The sequence below is a fragment of the Alloacidobacterium sp. genome (assembly GCF_035631355.1).
In the GTDB taxonomy this organism is placed as follows: Bacteria; Acidobacteriota; Terriglobia; order Terriglobales; family Acidobacteriaceae; genus Alloacidobacterium.
The window spans coordinates 10,674-27,717 of record NZ_DASQIX010000023.1 but is presented as its reverse complement, the minus strand read 5'-3'; the positions used below and the strand labels follow the sequence as shown (position 1 = coordinate 27,717).

The window sequence follows — 17,044 nt, the reverse complement described above, 5'->3', positions numbered from 1 at the left end:
GCGGCGTAAGTTGAATGCGGGAAATATGCTTCAGGCAATTCTGAACTCGCTAGCGGCTGTTCTTGCCCTGGTCCCGTTTGTCCGGTAGCGCCGGCCTTGAGTTCGGGAAACAGAACGGAAGAGGTTTCAGCATGTACCCATCTGAAGGCGGTTCGTTTGCTTTAAGGCTATATGCAATCATTGAGGGGGTTCTGGGCGGTTAGTCGCCTATCCGGAATGTATGGTCCGCCGCCGTATTGCAAGCGAAAAATGACGATGACGGAATTGGTCTGCGCGAATGTATCCGGCCTCTGTTGGAGAAGCGATCTCCTGGCCTGAATGGAATGCGCTGCGCCCTCGTCCTTTTTAGTAACGCTGCCTTTGGAGGCATTTTCCGGTTGCAGGTTTCGAGAACGCCGGGATCGACCGTTTTGCCATCTCATGGTTCGCCAGCAAACCTGGCAGGAATCTAAAAACTCAGATCAGTAGTCGTTGGACTGCAGATGTGGGAATCGCTTCAGCGATTTCCAAGCCTGGCACTTGTGGCAGGCGTCATGTGCAGTCCATCAGGCCGCGGCCGGTTGTGGTAAGAGCGGCGGCCGATAAGCCTCTCCTTTGCATAGAACCGCCCAGACCATGCGTGCCATCTTGTTGGCTAATGCCACGGTCGCCACCTGCTTGCGCTTGCGTGCTACCAGACTGGCCAGCCACATACTCAGGCCTGAAGTTTGTTTCGTTCTCTGCAGCAGCACAGTATGTGCTCCTTGAATGAAGAGCTTTCGCAGGTATTTGTTCCCACGTCTGCTGGTACCGATCAGCTTCTGCTTGCCTCCGGTGGAGTGTTCGCCGGGCACCACTCCCAGCCAGGCAGCAAAACCGCGTCCCTTCTTGAAGGCTGCGCCGTTGCCAATGGCCGCGATGGTGGCCGTGGCGATTAAGGGTCCAACTCCGGGGATCGCGACCAGGCGTTTGCATGGTTCAAGTTCGCTGGCGATGCGCACGATCAGCTTGTCGGATTCCTCGATCTGCCGATGCAGGTACTGCATCTCCCACTGCAGTTGTGTCAGCAGTACCCGTAATGCACCGGACAGTTTGTTGTCGGCGTCTTCCAGGATGCCCGGTAGAGAGGCTGCAAGATGCTGGCGTCCCTTGCGTATCGTGATGCCACGCTCCAGCAGCAATCCGCGCATCTGGTTGATTACCGCGGTGCGGCGCACCACCCACCGTTCGCGCACGCGGTGCAACGACTGCAGGTCGAGCTGGTCATCGGTCTTGATGGGCACAAAGCGCATCGAGGGACGGGTGACAGCCTCGGCAATGGCTTCCGCATCGATGTAGTCATTCTTGTTGGTCTTCACGTAAGGCTTGACGTACTGGGCCGGCATCAGGCGCGCTTCATGCCCCTGTTCGCGCAGTGCACGGCCCAGAAAATGAGATCCTCCGCAGGCCTCCATGCCGATCAGGCACGCGCGAAGGTTCGAGGTGAAGCGCAGCAGCTGAGTCCGCGAGCACTTCTTGCGAACCACCACTTCACCCCGTGCGTTGACACCTATAAGGTGAAACACTGTCTTCCCCAGATCGATGCCGATGGTGCGAATCTCCATGGAACACCTCCTCTGTTCACCTCTACACCCTCGTCGGGCTGAAGCGGCGGACCATGCCAGTAGTAATCGATCCGGGCGGACGGATTAAAAGCGAGCCCGAAGGGTGTATGATACGGGCCCGAAAACGACAAAATAACCATCCCGCCTGAATCGAGTGATGAACAACCAATCCCGGACAGCGGAAAATGGGACCGTACAGATGCGGCAACGGCTAGACGAAATTTGTTGAACGCCGTCTCCTACGCATTCGGCGACCTTGGTTCTGAACGCGAAGTCTTGCTCATCGGTTGTCAACCAGCGCTGTTTCAACATGCGGGCGGAGAACCTGGTCGTTCTCGTGGTCCTTTCGTACACCTTCGACCTCCCAGTCGAAATCGTAGTTCCCCGTTCCGGCATGTAATTCTCTGATGCGAATTTGCGGGATGCCTTTCTCAACTACAGCGAGGCCCAAGGAATCAGATGAGAGTGGGGTAAGTTGCACTGTTAACCCGTCCTGCCCAACAACACTGGCAAAGTGTTCCGGCAACGATATAATGCCTTGGCCGTTAGCCAGGTGCGCTGTTCCCCGGACATAGGCAGCAGCTTCAGGACCTTCGACGCAGGCATAAACGATGTCCGTGTCGGGCTGATTTGGATGGGGCACACGGAAGTTTTTTACGCTGGCTTCAATAGTGCCATTGCCATTGAAATCGACGAACATCCTTGCTTTTGCTACGCCGGCTGCCGCGCCGGCGGCGTCAGTTACCGTAATGACACCATTATCTGCAGCCCCGTGCATGCCTGATAGCTGACAAGTCTGGCGACCACCGGGGCCTAGCAGACCTATGAAACCTCCACCTGCGGCATTTCGACTAATTAGGACTTGCGGAACTGAGGACACGCCCGGAGGTCCTTGCGGTCCTGGGGGACCCTGGGGGCCAGCCGGACCGGCTGGGCCGTGGACCTGAGCCGTCGACTGAATCGATCCGTCCGGAAATTCTATTCCATGAACAGGTCCGATATTGCCTTTGAGAAAAATAACAACGAACCACCGGCGCCAAGCGTGTTGTCAACGTCCATCGACAGCGCGATTATGGAACCGGTCCACCCCTGTCCCGGCTGTCCGTTCCTGATGCGAACGCCAAGGCTCACGTTGTTTGTATCCACGATTGCGCCAAAACTCGCCGCGACCGCGTAGGTACCCGGCGTCTGACCGAGGGTACCGGATGATATCCGCAAAGTCGTGCTGGCAGCGGAACCCGTGATCTCTGTCGTGCCCGGCGGCGAGACCACGCTCAGTCGGGCGGCCGGCTGTGATGTCGCGATTCCCACATTGCCATCGCCTCGAACAATAAAATGTGTGAAGCCGCCTGGCGGCGCGGCCCCGATGTCACGCACCTGCAGGAAAGAGCTCGCCTGCGAGTTCGCAAACGTGAGAAAAGACTGGACGTCAACAGAGATGGCGTTGATCGGATTTCCCGCGGCGGGGATGTCAAGCTCCAGCCCTCCGGTGAATGTCGAGACAGCCGCCTCGACGTGAAATCCGGCGATCGTGCCGCCGCCGCTTCTTTGGATCGTCAAGTCGCTCGTACCGGCACCTGGCGGATCAAGCACTATTGACGACCCGCCTGAGAAGCCATCATCGCGGTGAAAATACAGGTCGCCGTTGCCTCGGACACTGACTGTCCCACGGACATCCAGACTGCTTCCGGGTGACGCGGTTCCAATCCCAACGTTATCGCTCGTCGTGGTCAGATTCCCATTCGTTTGCCAAGCCATACGACGGTTCCCTCCGGACCGTCTGCCACTATACACTTTGCATCAAAAAGCAGTGGAGCACCCCGAAACTTGGCTACGCGGTAAGCTCCCGCACTTCCAGCACAGCCCCGACTTGTGGAGACGCTGTAGTGACTTAGGACCTGAAAGTGCCAGTAGTTTTCGTCTGCTGTTTATGATTGACGCATTCCGGAAGAATTACTTACAGTAGCTTTCGTCGAAGGCAAATATCCGCAGCCGGGTGCTTTGTAAAATGGCCAAACCAAAATTGTTCATTGGTTCTTCAAAGGCAAGTGTTGATGTTGCCAGGCTAATCGCGAACAGATTGGAAGACGATTGTTCTGCCGAGGTAACCGTCTGGGATGAAGGCATTTTTACTCTCAATCAGGGCTTTCTGGAAAGGCTTTTGGATACCATCGCTGAATTCGATTTTGCTGTGTTGGTTTGGGGAGCAGACGACATCACAGAGAGTAAAGGTGAATCAAAGGCATCCCCTCGAGACAACGTGATCTTTGAGTGTGGATTGTTCATGGGCGCACTCGGTCGGGAGCGAGTCTTCATAGTTCACGAAAAAAGCGTAGCGATCAAAATACCATCTGACTTTGCGGGTATCACGCTCGCCAGTTATGACGGCTCTCGCCTTAGTGGTAGTGATGCTGAGGCGGCGATAAGAAGGGCGTGCGAGGTCATAACTAAAGAGGTTCGCAAACCACGTTTCCCCAGCATAGTCGGCGAATGGACCTCAAGATATGTGCTTTCAGAGGATTTGGGGCACCCAGAGGTCACTGAAGTTGTCGAGATAATGGAAGCTCGTGGCGGAGTATCTATTGTGAGCATGGACAACCCGGTTGGAGATAATTACGTTGCATATGGAAGGATTGTCCAGGAGAGACAAATTATTGGAGAATGGCGCGCTAGAGTTGGTAGCGGCGAGGGTAAAGGTTCGTTTGTTCTAAGTATCACGCCAAAAGGGAATGTAATTTATGGCTATAACACTGCCCCTGACGAAAACAATGCAACAGTTTTTACATCCTGGGTATTGGCGAAGAACGACGGTAGTGACCAGGCCAAAATAAAGGAGCGTCTAGATTGGGCTCATGGGAAACTGCGAAACAGCACATTTATGCCTGGAAATGCTAATGCAACTTAAAGGTGCGGGGACTTCGTTCGAGAATATGTAGTGATTTGCAGAATTTTCTTTTGAAATTTTTATTTGCACGGTTCACAACTGAGTGTGGTATAAAGCCGCGACGTAGGCGACCCAAATTTCTGGAGCTGGAAACGGGTTGGATCGCGGGCCCTGCAACCCGTCCTCCGCAGGAGCCCTCATGCTCGTGCTTTTGCTTCTGCTCATCGTCTTTCTCCTCGGAGTATTCATCGGCTGGCTCTGGTTCCGCAGGCATCCTGCGCTGCCTCCTCCTCCTCCTCCGACGTGCCCTCCGCCTAAAGTTGCCGATCAATACACGGCCCCCGCGCTGGCGCTAGCCCTCTCTGTGCAATTGATGGGTACTCCGGCGGATGGCAGCAGGGTGCCGTCTGGCCCAATCTCCGGTCCGGTGGTGTGGGCAGAAAAGGGCGACGAGGTGCTGGTGCACTTGGAGAGCACACAGGCCCGATTGCAGAACGGCTGCCTCTTGGTTTCAGTTGACCTGGAGACCGACCAGACAGGACGCCAGCCGCTGGTGATGGCCTTCTCGGTCAGCAATGGCACGGACGACGGGGGACTGATCGCAACGACGGATGAGCTACCGCGGGGTAATGGGCTGTTGGCTGCGCGATGGGGAGAGACCTTGCAATCGGCGGTCTGGGCCTCACTACTTAGCATGTCCCAACAGCATGCGTTTGAGCGGCAAAAAGCGCCGCGCGGCATCAGCATTGCCGGAGACAAGCTGAATTTTCATGCGGACACGCCGCTGGTGGCTTCAACGGCGGTGCAGCCATGAACGGGCAGGACCTGGCCTCTGAGCTTCAGGACCTGGCGAAAGCACTGGGCCTGCTCGACGGAGCAAGCGGCAACTTCAACTGGGACTGGTTTGCCGATCCGCTCTCCAACATAGAAAAGATTTTTTCCAACCAGGGCCAGCGGGACGCGTTCAACGACCTGCTGAATGCCTTGATTGCGCCTGTGCCCGTCCCCGGTGTTCCCACGGACGAGAGCTGGCATCCGCTTCTGGCCGACCAGCCGCGGGGAAATGTCTATCTGACGGTCCGCGAAGATGGCGCGAATGTAACATTTGGCGTCGCCGGTGAATTTCACTCGGCTACTTCTCCTGATGCGTCGCTGCGCGCGCAGCTGCCTCTGTTCATCTCAAACGGCACGAGTGTCAATGCGGTTGCAGGCACTGCAAATGGGCCGCTGACGGTGGGCCTGCGTGTTGACGTGGAACTGAATGGCACGGTCAAGCTGAATGCCATCGATGTTGACGTTGATCTTGTGTTGCTGCCCACGCCGGCCCCAAAGATTACGGTCACCCTTGAGCAATTTGATATTGGGAGCGGCCCACAGGACATCACCCTTGACTCGACAAATCTGGGAAGCGAGCTTGTGCCGGTGGTGCTGCGGCTAGTCCAGCAAGAGGTTTCGCAGATTGCCGGGCCTGATCCGGTAAAAGACCACCTGCTGCCCTTGCTGGGGCTCGCGGGCAATCCGGTGCCGATGTTTCCGTTCACGCGGCTTACGCAGGGGCCGCAGGCATTGCAGGCATGGTTCCTCTCCATGCTGCAGGGAGGGGCGCCCAGCATTACGGAATGGCTAGACCATCTGGCGGGCTTGCTGGGAACGGCCGCGCCAGGGGTCACCGGCGTAGGGACATCGGCAGATCCGTGGAAGACGGAGCTGTTTGCAGTGCCAGGAGGAGCGGCGAACTCCGGGCTCTTCGTCACCCTGGCGCACGACACAAGCGGAAGCACACAGTCGCTTGATCTTGGCATTCAACTTCAGTTCGTTCCCGGGGGAGCGGCGGTCCTGGTTGGGGCGAATGCGGTGCTTGCGTCCATTCCGCTGGCAGGAAGCGCGCACGCAGAGGTACTGCCTTTTGCTTCTGTGCTGTTGCAGTCTCCTGGCGACGGCAGCGCGCTGGTGAACGCGGGACCTATCAGCGTACAGACGTTTCGTGCCGGATTTACTTTTGACGGCGCGAACCTGAAGCCTATGCTGGAACTGGACCAGGTACAGTTCCAGGGGCAGACCTACGCAACGCTTGATCTTACGAATGTCAACAGCATTGTGCAGGCGGCAAGCGACGCCCTGCGTACGCTGCTGAAAAACGAGTTGGGCACAGGATTCGCGGCGCATCTGGCTGCGCTGACCGGGTTGATCGCGCCTGCAAACGATCCGGGAACGCCGCACCTGCTGGACGCTTCAAGCGCTCCGTTACTGGCGTCGAACCCGTTTGCGGCGATCGCGCAAATACATCGAGCAGCGCTGCTGGATACGGCGCATCCCTGGTCACATCTGCTGGAGGAAGCGGCAGCGCTGGCGGGCGTCAATACGGCGGCGGCCGGATCTGGGACACTGGCCGATCCATGGCGTGTGCCGCTTGCTTCCGGCGGAGATGTGACTCTTGCGCTGGCCGCGTGGAATGCGCAGACCAGCGGTAATGCCGGCGATGTGCAGCAGCTGCGCTTCGGCCTGATGGTGCAGTTGAACGTTGCGCCGGTAACGGCGGCATGGAAAGCGGAACTGTTCGCGCTTGATCTACCTCAGACAGGCACGCCGAGCGCGGTGGTTCTTGGAGTGCAGCACCTTTCGGCAAACATTGCGCCGCTGCCTGCAATACCTCAAGTCGCGGGTATTTCGTTGTCCGCTGATGCGCTGCAAGGCTCGCTCGACTGGAGTTTTGGCAAGCCTCTGGCCTGGACAGCGGAGCTCACGAACCTGCAATTGAGCGTGGGTGGGCAGACGAAACAGATCGCAAGCCTGAATTTCCCGCCTCAGGCTGCTTTGGACTTTTCCAATCCATCTGCGGTTGCGGTGGCGCTTGGCGTCAGCGTACCGGACCTCGAAGACCTGCTGCGATTACTGCTTGCGCGGCTGGTATTCGATCTGGGCGGCATGCCTGCATTTGCGCTTTCTGCCTTGTTCGGGTTGCACGGCCAGCTCAACGGCCTGCCCGCTGATTGGCCGAAACTCGCAGATCCCGGTGCAATCGGTTCGCTCTTCACCGATCCGTTTACAGCGCTGCGTAACTGGTTCAAGGCGCTTGCGCTGAATGTCTCGGCGGACGGCACGCCCTTTTTGCTGGATGCGCTGCCCTGGTTGCGCGCGCTGTTGGCGGATGCTTTGCCTTCCAATCCGGGCGGAGCGTTGCCTGCGTTTCCGCTGAACATCACTGGATCAGGCGTGTATAACGACCCGTGGGCACTTCCGCTTTCAACCGGACCGAGCACGAGCGTGGATGCTCTCGTGTGGCTTGAATCGGCGCATGGAGACTTGACCACCCCTCCGGCGGCATGGGCGAGCGGGCTGTCCGCGCTCATTAGCGGCGCCGGCGACTGGAACGGGTTGCTGACACAAGCGGGCGCGCTTGCCAACTTTGTGCCCGGACTGCGGAACGCGCTCGTGGCTGCCGACAGCAGCACACTTGCAAATTCGCTAGGCCAGCTAACGGCGCATCTCTCATCCACTGACGGCGTAGTGCCGTTTGCCTCTCAGGTCCCTACAGCGAGCAAGTGGACAGCAGGCGCAAAGCTGACGTCTCCGCATCATTTGCAGCCATCTGATCCGCAGGCAATCAGCGAGATTCTTACGCAGATTGACGCCTGGGCCGGAGGCGCGGCAGGTCAGCGGACCGTGCTGCTGCTGGGACCGGCATTTAGCGACCACACGATCTGGGCGTCGTTGCTTTCGAATGCGAACCTGCATGGCGCGACGAATGCCGCCGCGCTCTTTAAATTGCGACAGGCCAATGTTGATCCCACGACGATCGACCTCTCCGGCATCGGCAACGCGGCGTGGGACTACTACACGGCGGACCTGAAGGATGACGCAGGCGAAAATGTAACCTCGCTGGTTACACAAATCGGGAACATCGTCTCGCGGCTGCAGCAACTGCGTCCCGGAGCAAAGATCACGCTGGTGGCACATTCAACAGTAGGCATCGCCGCGCGCGTGTATACGGCGGCAAATTCCGGAAATGTGCAGGGCATCATTACGCTCGGCACGCCACATCTGGGCGCGGGACTTCCATTCCTGACGGATGAATCGATGGCGAATGCGCTGCGCGTGCTGCAATCGGTCCTGCCAACTTCTGCGACCAGCGACATCAACCTGCAAGCGTTGCAACATGTGTTGAGCGCGCTCGATGGATATCTCCCGCCTGCTGCGGCAGGGGCCTTGCCAACGCTGAATCCTTATCCGGTGGCCTCGTTCAATCCTACGGTCCCTTCCGGCGTAGATACCGGCGGCCGGCCCGCTCTCGCCCTGGGCAGCCAACTGCCTGGTGACCTGCTGACGAGTCTGAAGCAATTCTTGGGCACGCTCGCCGAGCAGCAGGCTGCGCCCAATCTCGCGCCACCGACGGCTACACACATTGCGTTCGGCATGCGCGCGCATCTACCGGTTGCCGGCGACCTGTCTGCAATTTACAGCGATGTGCATTTGCGCGCAGACGCTTTCCGCGTCAAGTTCGACAGCACGGCGGGCGAGCTTGCTCGCGCGCCACACGCCTTGCAGGCGCGGGTTGTGCTGACGCGGCCAGGAGGATGGCTTGCCGGGGCGGCGAGTCCATTTGCGGGGCAGGGCGTTCCGCAACTGGATGTGCGCGTGCGCTGGGCGGAACTGGGCGCGGACATTTCGCTGAATGGATCGCTCTCAGTTACACCGCATCTGGAGCTGCATCAGGTTTCGTACCATTCGGGCCTGGGCGACGTCGCGCAATTCGCCGACGCGCAGGCGCAGGTGTTGCTGGGCGCGGTCCTGCAGAGGATTGGCACTCCAGCTGCCGGATCGACGCTCGACAACGTGATGCTGGCGCTCAAAGACCTCGGCATCGTCATCAACGATTCGCACGGCGGCTACGGCGTCTCGCAGGACGCCTTCGCGGCATTGCACACCGACCCCGCTGGATATCTTGGCGCGCAATTGGGCCCGGCCCTGGATGGTGGAATGTTCGGCTTCTCCGGCACAGCAGGAGGGCCGTGGAACCTGCCTCTGCCCGGAGTTCCGCTGTCGCTGCAACTGGCGAAAGGATCATGGACGATCGGGCTTTCCGCCGGCGCGTCGGGGTGGCCATTGGGCAGCGAAGCGAATCTGCAATTTGCAGCATCGCTGCGTTTGCCGGATTTTGCGCCAAGTCTCAGCGCGACGATTCAAGCCAATGGAATTGCGCTCAATTTCGACGGCAGCCATCTGAATCTTTCAGTGCCAGCGTATCTGGATGCGCCACTGCAACTGGTTCCTGCTCCTTCGCAGGCCCAGCTCATGGCGGAGTTTAACAATTTTCTGCCGCTCGCGCTTTTCTCCGGCGCAGCAACAGCGCTTCTGCAAGCATTAGTCGGACAAAGCGTCACGCTGCCCCCGTTGGACAGCATCTTCCGCTCGCCCGGCGCCTTCCTGAAAAACGCCAACGTGCTTGGCGACGGCACGCAACTTGTATCGGGAAAGATCAATACGTTTCTGCAATGGCTCAATGGCAAAGCCGGATTGGCGGCTGGGACTGCACTGCAACTACCTGCCGGCATACAGGTCGTCGCGCAGGGGGTGGGTTCTACGGCCGACCCAGTGCGGCTGGCGCTGCAAACAACAACGCCGATCGCAGGCGTTGTGGGACTGCAGCTTGCTGCGAATATCGACAGCCAGTTGCACGTGACGCCTGCGGGCACTGTGACTGTGACTGCCTCGGGACTGCCGGGCGGGGCCATCTTCGGCAACAAGATCACCGTGAATTTTGGCGCGTCGGCAAATGGACTGACGCTGAGCATCGTTACGCATGCCGATCTCGGTTCGCCTGGACCGACGATTACAATCCTGCCCACGTTCAGCGGATTTAATGCGGTCGCGGCCGCTGAGTCGCTGCTGCCGGCGGCGCTTGATCAACTTGTAAGCACGCTGCAGGGGCAAGGCTCCGCGGTTGTAGATATAGCTCTGCAGGTTGCGGTCGCGCTCGGCATCTATGACGCTACGAACCACTTCTCCAAACATACCGGCGATTTGAAGAAGCTGCTAAGTAACGATTGGTCTTCCACGCTTTCGCTGAATACGCCAGCTCGCCAACAGCAAGTGGCAAACGCCATTGCGAACTTGTTTGGCGCGGGGCCTCTCGGCGCGATTCCCGATTCGCTGACCGCTTCCGGCAGTACTGTGGCATGGACACTAAATCTGGCTGGACATGGACTGGGAAATGGAACTGTGACAGTTACATTAGGCTGGGATGGCTCCGGGCCAACTGTTCAGATTGCGACCAATCAGATCACCCTCGGCACAGGCGCGCTGCTTGCGAGCATCAGCGCAGGCTACGCGTCAGGCGGCCTGACATTCAATACAGATTTGTGGGTGAAGCTGCAAGATGCGATCCACCTGGACCTTGCGCCAAAAGTTCACGCCGGCTTTGCCTCCAACCAGTTCGTCTTCGATCTCGATCCGTTGGCAACAACAACTGCCGATGGCCCGCTGGTGGTGCATATTTCGCCTACGCCTGGAGTGAGCGGGGGTGGGGATGTCCTATCCTTGCTTACGTCGTGGCTCATGCCGCTTGCTGGCAATGTGCTGCTGGGCGTTCCGACGATTGCCGCTAAACTCGCGGCCCCGCTGTGGACGGGGTCGTCTATCAAATTGCAGGACCTGTTGGCGGGCGCGCACCTTATCGACATTGCTTCGCCGACATTTATCAAAACGCCGTTTCCTGATCTTGTTTCGATTGCGACCGGCCTAATCGAAACGTTGGCGACGCATGTCAGCGTAACTTTGAGCACCACCCTCAAGCTTTCGCTGGTAAGCGACAATCACAAAGGCACGCAGAGGCTGGGCGTCGCCCTGCAGGGGTCCATTCCATTCCAGGCCGGAAGCTATGACCTTAGCATTCTGTTCGGCGCGCCCGCATCGTGGAACAGCGGCAGCTCGCAGCTGGACGAAGGCATTGTCTTTTATATCTTCAATGCCGAAGCGCAGTTCACGTTCAATCCCGGACTCTATGCCGTAGGGCTAGGGTTCGGCATTACCGGGCAAGATGACGGCCCGCTCATCAATACGGATGAGTTTCGTCTTGGCGGCGTCCGCACCTATGTCTTCTTTGATTGCGAATTCGGCAACGGACTGCAATTTGGGGCTTTTGACAATGGATCCAGCTTCGGCGCCGGGCTTGAGCTGGATGCGCTGGGCCTGCCGCTGGGCGCGGCAACCAGCGGCGGCGCGGGCGGCAACCCGGTCGCGTCGAGCCTGCTGAGCCAGGGTGGGGGAAGCGGCGACTCCAAGCCGACGAATCCTGGCGTAGACGTGGCCGTTTGGGCGGGGGCTCCTGATGACGGCAAGTTCCATGTGATGTTTGGCGACAAGCGCGACCAGCCCTTATGGATCGGCGTGCATTCGAGCTTCGGCCCCATCTACATCGACCAACTCGGCGTTCAAATTGGAAATGACCCTGACCACACTCTTGGGCTGCTCATCGACGGCAGCGTGAAAGTCGACGGCTTGCTGGCACAGGTCGACCAGTTGACGTTGCAGGCCCCAATCGGGGACCTCGGCAATCTGCACAAGTGGTCTATCGATCTGCTGGGGCTGGCTGTTTCGTTCCAGGACCCGGGGATCACGCTCGCCGGCGGCCTGCTCAAGAACCCTGGCCCGCCGATTGAATATGACGGCATGCTGCTCATCCGGGTGACGCAGTTTGGCTTCGTTGCGGTAGGCGCGTATTCCACTCCAGGGCAGGGCACGGACACCTACACTTCGCTTTTCGTATTTGTGGCGGTGTTTGCGACCATTGGCATTCCGCCCATCATCGAGATCAGCGCCTTTGGACTGGGCATCGGCTACAACCGCGAAATCATTGTGCCGGACGACCTGAACCAGATTCCCAGCTTCGTGCTGGTGGCGGCGCTTGATGACGGCGGCGCGCTGGTCAATGATCCGATGACCGCGCTGATGAAACTCAGCACCAGCATCCCGGCGAAGCGCGGCGCTTTCTGGCTGGCGGTGGGACTGCGCGCAACCACATTCCAGATCGTGAACCTGATCGGCGTGCTGTATATCGCGCTCGACGGCGGATTTGAAGTCGGCATTCTGGGCGTGGCGCGCATGGCGCTGCCCTCAGACGATACGGCCCTGGTCGAGATCGAGCTTGCGCTGAAGGCGCGCTTCAGCACGGCTGAAGGTTTGCTGTCGATCCAGGCGCAGCTTACGGACCACTCGTTCCTCATCAGCCCCGACTGCCAGCTCACGGGCGGCTTTGCCTACTTCATGTGGTTTGCGAAGTCGCAGTTCCTGCTCACCATGGGCGGATACAACCCGCACTTCCAGAAAGATCCGGCCTACCCCGATGTGCCCCGTCTCGGCTATCGCTGGTCGCTGCTGGGGGCGATCAATATCAAGGGCGAGTCATATTTTGCCCTGACCAATACCTGCGTGATGGCAGGAACGAAGTTCGATGCAACCTATGGGCCGGATTGCATTCATGTCTGGTTTACGGCGTATTGTGATTTTCTACTTTCCTGGGACCCGTTCTATTACGACATGGATGTGGGCGTGAGCGTTGGCGCAACGTTCTCGATTCACGTGTGCGTGTTTGGCTGCTGCGTCAGCATCGATATCACGGTATCGCTCGGCGCATCTCTCGAAATCAAGGGCCCGCCCTTCCACGGAGAGGTGACGGTTGATCTCGCAATTGCCAGCGTGACGATTCCATTCGGGCCTACGCCGAACAACCGGCCTCCCGCGCTCTCATGGGACCAGTTCTCGCAAAAGTACGTTTACAACAACGATCCCACTACCTATGCGACAGCCGTGCATGTAATTGGCGGACTGCTGCCGCCGGTGCCTCCAGGCGGATCGCCCGCTCCTGGCGCCATCGACCAGCCGTGGAAGATGGCCAGTGAGTGGGTCTTTCAGACTGAGACGCGCATGGCGGCGGTGGCTTATGAGGCGAGCTTCGTCGGGATTACAAACCCGGCGCCTGCGGTTGATCCTGCCTCAGGGAAGAACACGAGCATCGACCTCGGACCGATGTACATCAGCGACCCAGGCAGCACTCACTTGTTGAGCCTGGATCAACTGGACCAGGAGGGCGGCTCGCCTACATTCAATCAGTGGGTTGCCATGACTGGCCTGAGCCAGAGCCAGTTGCTGGTGGAATCAGTCATCGGACAAGTTTCCGAAGCCACGTATCATTACTTCCCGCCGGACCAGGTCCCCGCGGCCGCGCGCACGGTGCCGGTGCTGGTTGGCGTCAAGGTCACGGGCATTGTGGCTTATGGGAACTCGACGCAACCGATCCCCATTTCGAAACTCATTGACGCGGGCAATCCCCGTCCGCTGCCATTCGCCGCAGACATCGACATTGCGGGCCTGAAAGCCTTGGGCGCTGTTGCTGATAATCTTGCGGCGTTTGCCCAGACTGCCGGAACGTCAGCTCTCCTGGATGCGAGCGCGCAGCTGCTTTCTGGCGCGAATGCCTTCAGCCAACTGCGGGTTGACTCAGGACTACCGCAACCTGGACTCGCTCCCATGAGTGTGCGCTCGCTTAAGCGTTACCGCTCTGCTCCCCCACTGCTGACGCCGTTGACGACCGGCCTCACTATGAAACCGGTTGGTCTCAATCTGCCGCCGAAAATCACGGTAGTTCCTGATGCGGTCTCGGTTCTTCTGGGGCAGCCGCGACTGCGCGCCGTATTGCAGACGCGTGCACAGGCCGTAAGCGATGCGCCGCTATCGCTGAAGACAACGGTGAGAAGTGTCGCGGCCGCAAACCAGGCGGTCCGCATGAGCGCGCCCGCATTAAATGTAGTTGCCGGCGCGCGGTTGCAGCGGGTTCCCGCGGCGAACGCGCCTCGCGTCACGAGCATTGCCCGTCCCGGGCGTACGTTGCGCAGCTTCGATTTTGGTTCTGTGGGAAACGTCAGTGGCTTTAAAAACTTTACACAGGCAGAAGCCGACGTGATCGCCAAGGGCGTTTCTCTTGTTGCTGGCGCCACCCATTTATGGGACATCCCAGGCGGGAGTGAGCAGGTTGTCGTTTCGGGGAGCGGTGCCGTGCGCATCGCCTTCCTGGGCCGCAATGGAGCGCCCCTGGTCGATAGCGAAAGCATTATGAACGGTCAGCTCGTGGTGAATGTTCCAGCGAAATCAGCGATGGCGGCGATCACTTGTCTGGGATCGGTCCCGGCGAATGCGGCAAATGCTTCCGGATTCGGCGCAGTCAGCCTCGCGTATGCTCCGCAGGGCAAAACGCCTGTCGTTGGATGGCAGATCGGCAATCATGCTCCGCAAATCAGCGGACGCGCGCTGCTGACCCGCGGATCGTCGCTGCTGTTGTCCACGCACTTTGTGCCAACCCACGGCAAACAGAAGACCAGTGATGCGCTGGCCCAAATTTCCTATGCGCTTGCGGACCAGATCGGCTCTGAGACGCGGTTGCCCACGGAAATCGAAACGTTGATGGTCCTGCTTGATCAGCAGAATGCCGACGCCGCCGGCGCAGGCGATCTCGCCGTCGGAATCACAGGGGCAACCGTGCAGACTCCGCCGTTGATTGTTGCCGGAGGAGCGCGGACCGCATTGCTGTATGACATCGCTGCGCGCGATGACAAAGTCGTAACCATCAGCGTTGCCGTGGGAAGCCTGCAGGGCTGGGCACTGGCAGGAGTAGCCGGAATGCAGGGCAGCGCGCAGAGCTGGGCAGTGCGCTGGAACGGAAAAGTCCCAGAACAAATCGTGCCGGACGGCGCGCTCACGCCCGATGGAGCATTGATCGTGCGTATTGTTCAATCGCAAGGAGGCCCGCAATGACGCCCCCGCAACCGCCCAAGGGGTATATAGTCCTTTGGGACCACATCCTTCCTCCGCTGAAAGATGGCAGCTACCGCTGGCGCAGCGAGACAGACGTCAATTATCAGGTAACGCAGCAGAACCCCGACGGCTCGACATCACAGGTTCCCGTCTCTCAGGACCTGCCAGAGGCGCAAGGCTACTTCAACGTCGAAGGACCACGGTTCCGCATCGACCAGAGCCTGGTGGCCGCTGTATTTCCTCCGCGCAATGGACATGGAGGCTTCAATGAGAGCCTTCAGCATGTGGCCATTGCCCGGCGCACGTTGCCGTGGGAGCGCACGCTCGACCCTGAAAACCTTCTTTGGAAAGGCCAGCAGATTCCACCATGGAATGCCGACGTTCCCTGGATGGCGTTGCTGCTTTTTGAAGAAAGCGAATGCACGATCAAGCAGAATGTAGCGATCACCGATGCTCTGCCCCAGAGCGTTGTGCAGAGGCTCGCGCCTCCGCAGGGAACGCAGGTGGATACGGTCAGCGCGAACTGGCTCCTGGTCTCGTCTATTTTGCCTTCGCTCGAAGAACTGCTGCTGCTCACGCATGTCCGGCAGGTAAATGTGGAAGACAAAGAGCTGAACGTTGCCGGTAGCGACGGCTGGTTTTCCGTCGTGATGTCGAACCGCGTTCCAGAAGAAGGGAAGAAGTACGTCGCCTGCCTGGTCTCGCTTGAAGAGCGTTCAGATCTGGTCTCGGTAAATCCGCCGGATGCAGGGGGCAATCCAATTCTGGAGGGGCCAAGTCGAGATGTGCCGCGCGCGCGACCCGCGATATCCGGCGCAAGCCGTTCGCCTGTTACTGATCTTCCCGTAACTACGGCGGTCAATTCGCAGGACCTGCTGGTGAGCACGGTCGGCTCCGCGGTGACCAAATTCGGCGACACCACCGTGGTTGGCGATCCCGGCATCATCATCTTCAACCTGCAAACGACATTCATTCTGTTGTACAGCTGGAAGTTCGAATGCACGCAGGCGGGAACTTTCAGGGAGCTGATGCAAGGGCTCGACGTGAAGATGTTCGGAAACCCGAATACGCAGGACAAGCCGCAGCTCACTGACACCGGCCACCTGAAGATGCAGGTGGCCGACCGCGCCGGAGAAACGGAGGTCAGCTTCTATCGCGGACCGTTAGTGCCGTTTCAACTTACACGCGATCCGCTGGGGCCGTATCATAGCGCCGATCAGGCCAGGCGAGGCAGCCTGGAGACGGGCGGCGAAGACATCTCCTATGCCGCCGCCTTTGAATGTGGCCGCCTGCTGGCCGCGGCGGACGGGCGCTTCGCGCAGGAACTGATGCGTTGGAGACGCGAGGCATACAAGGTCTCGGCCCGCGCTGACGCGTTGAATCTCGTCGCAAAGGACATTGAGTTGATCGCTGCTGCTGACGTGCATCAACCGTTCACCCCGGTGCTTGCAGTCAGCGCGGTCCAGAGCCTGGTGAATCCGATTGGCCCTGTGGCCGATCCCTATGAGATTGGAATCGCACAGCAGTCTATCGGCATGAATCCTTCAGCACTGCAGCAGGCATGGAGGCTCACATCGCAGCAGGAAGCGGCTGCGATTCTGGGCGGCGATGCCGGAACGCTGGGCGCCCAGGTGGCAGCGCCCACGCAGACCGCGCGGCCAGACACGACCATCGACGCGGTCGCTGCCGATACTGCCGGGCTCAATCGGCTGAGCGGCTTCCGCGCTCAACTACTCGACAACGCCGCCACGACATTGAAGGGGGAATAAAT

General features: G+C 59.2%; 7 protein-coding genes. 4 read left to right on the top strand and 3 right to left on the bottom strand.

The features are described from left to right. Positions 1-545 precede the first annotated feature (545 nt). The 3 genes from VEV40_RS05110 to VEV40_RS05100 all read right to left on the bottom strand — a co-directional run bounded on the left by VEV40_RS05110 (position 546) and on the right by VEV40_RS05100 (position 3,341). Complete coding sequence (locus VEV40_RS05110; protein WP_324830634.1) at positions 546-1,583, bottom strand: IS110 family transposase; 1,038 nt, start codon at positions 1,581-1,583, stop codon at positions 546-548. 280 nt (positions 1,584-1,863) lie between these two features. Continuing rightward, entirely contained in the window at positions 1,864-2,361 is a 498-nt protein-coding gene (locus tag VEV40_RS05105; RefSeq protein WP_324830633.1) for a hypothetical protein, read from the bottom strand. 200 nt (positions 2,362-2,561) lie between these two features. Continuing rightward, positions 2,562-3,341, bottom strand: a complete 780-nt coding sequence (locus VEV40_RS05100; protein ID WP_324830632.1) for a hypothetical protein — start codon at positions 3,339-3,341, stop codon at positions 2,562-2,564. Between the two features lie 250 nt (positions 3,342-3,591). On the opposite strand from VEV40_RS05100, the gene VEV40_RS05095 reads away from it, so the two are divergent. The 4 genes from VEV40_RS05095 to VEV40_RS05080 all read left to right on the top strand — a co-directional run bounded on the left by VEV40_RS05095 (position 3,592) and on the right by VEV40_RS05080 (position 17,042). Further along, complete coding sequence (locus VEV40_RS05095) at positions 3,592-4,488, top strand: nucleotide-binding protein (protein WP_324830630.1); 897 nt, start codon at positions 3,592-3,594, stop codon at positions 4,486-4,488. 178 nt (positions 4,489-4,666) lie between these two features. After that, positions 4,667-5,281: a hypothetical protein gene (locus VEV40_RS05090; RefSeq protein WP_324830629.1), complete on the top strand. Its 615-nt coding sequence runs from the start codon at positions 4,667-4,669 to the stop codon at positions 5,279-5,281. After that, positions 5,278-15,273, top strand: coding sequence for a DUF6603 domain-containing protein (locus VEV40_RS05085; protein ID WP_324830628.1), 9,996 nt, complete (start codon positions 5,278-5,280; stop codon positions 15,271-15,273). Before VEV40_RS05090 ends, VEV40_RS05085 begins: the two co-directional genes overlap by 4 nt. Continuing rightward, positions 15,270-17,042, top strand: coding sequence for a hypothetical protein (locus VEV40_RS05080; RefSeq protein ID WP_324830627.1), 1,773 nt, complete (start codon positions 15,270-15,272; stop codon positions 17,040-17,042). Before VEV40_RS05085 ends, VEV40_RS05080 begins: the two co-directional genes overlap by 4 nt. The last annotated feature ends 2 nt before the right edge of the window (positions 17,043-17,044 follow it).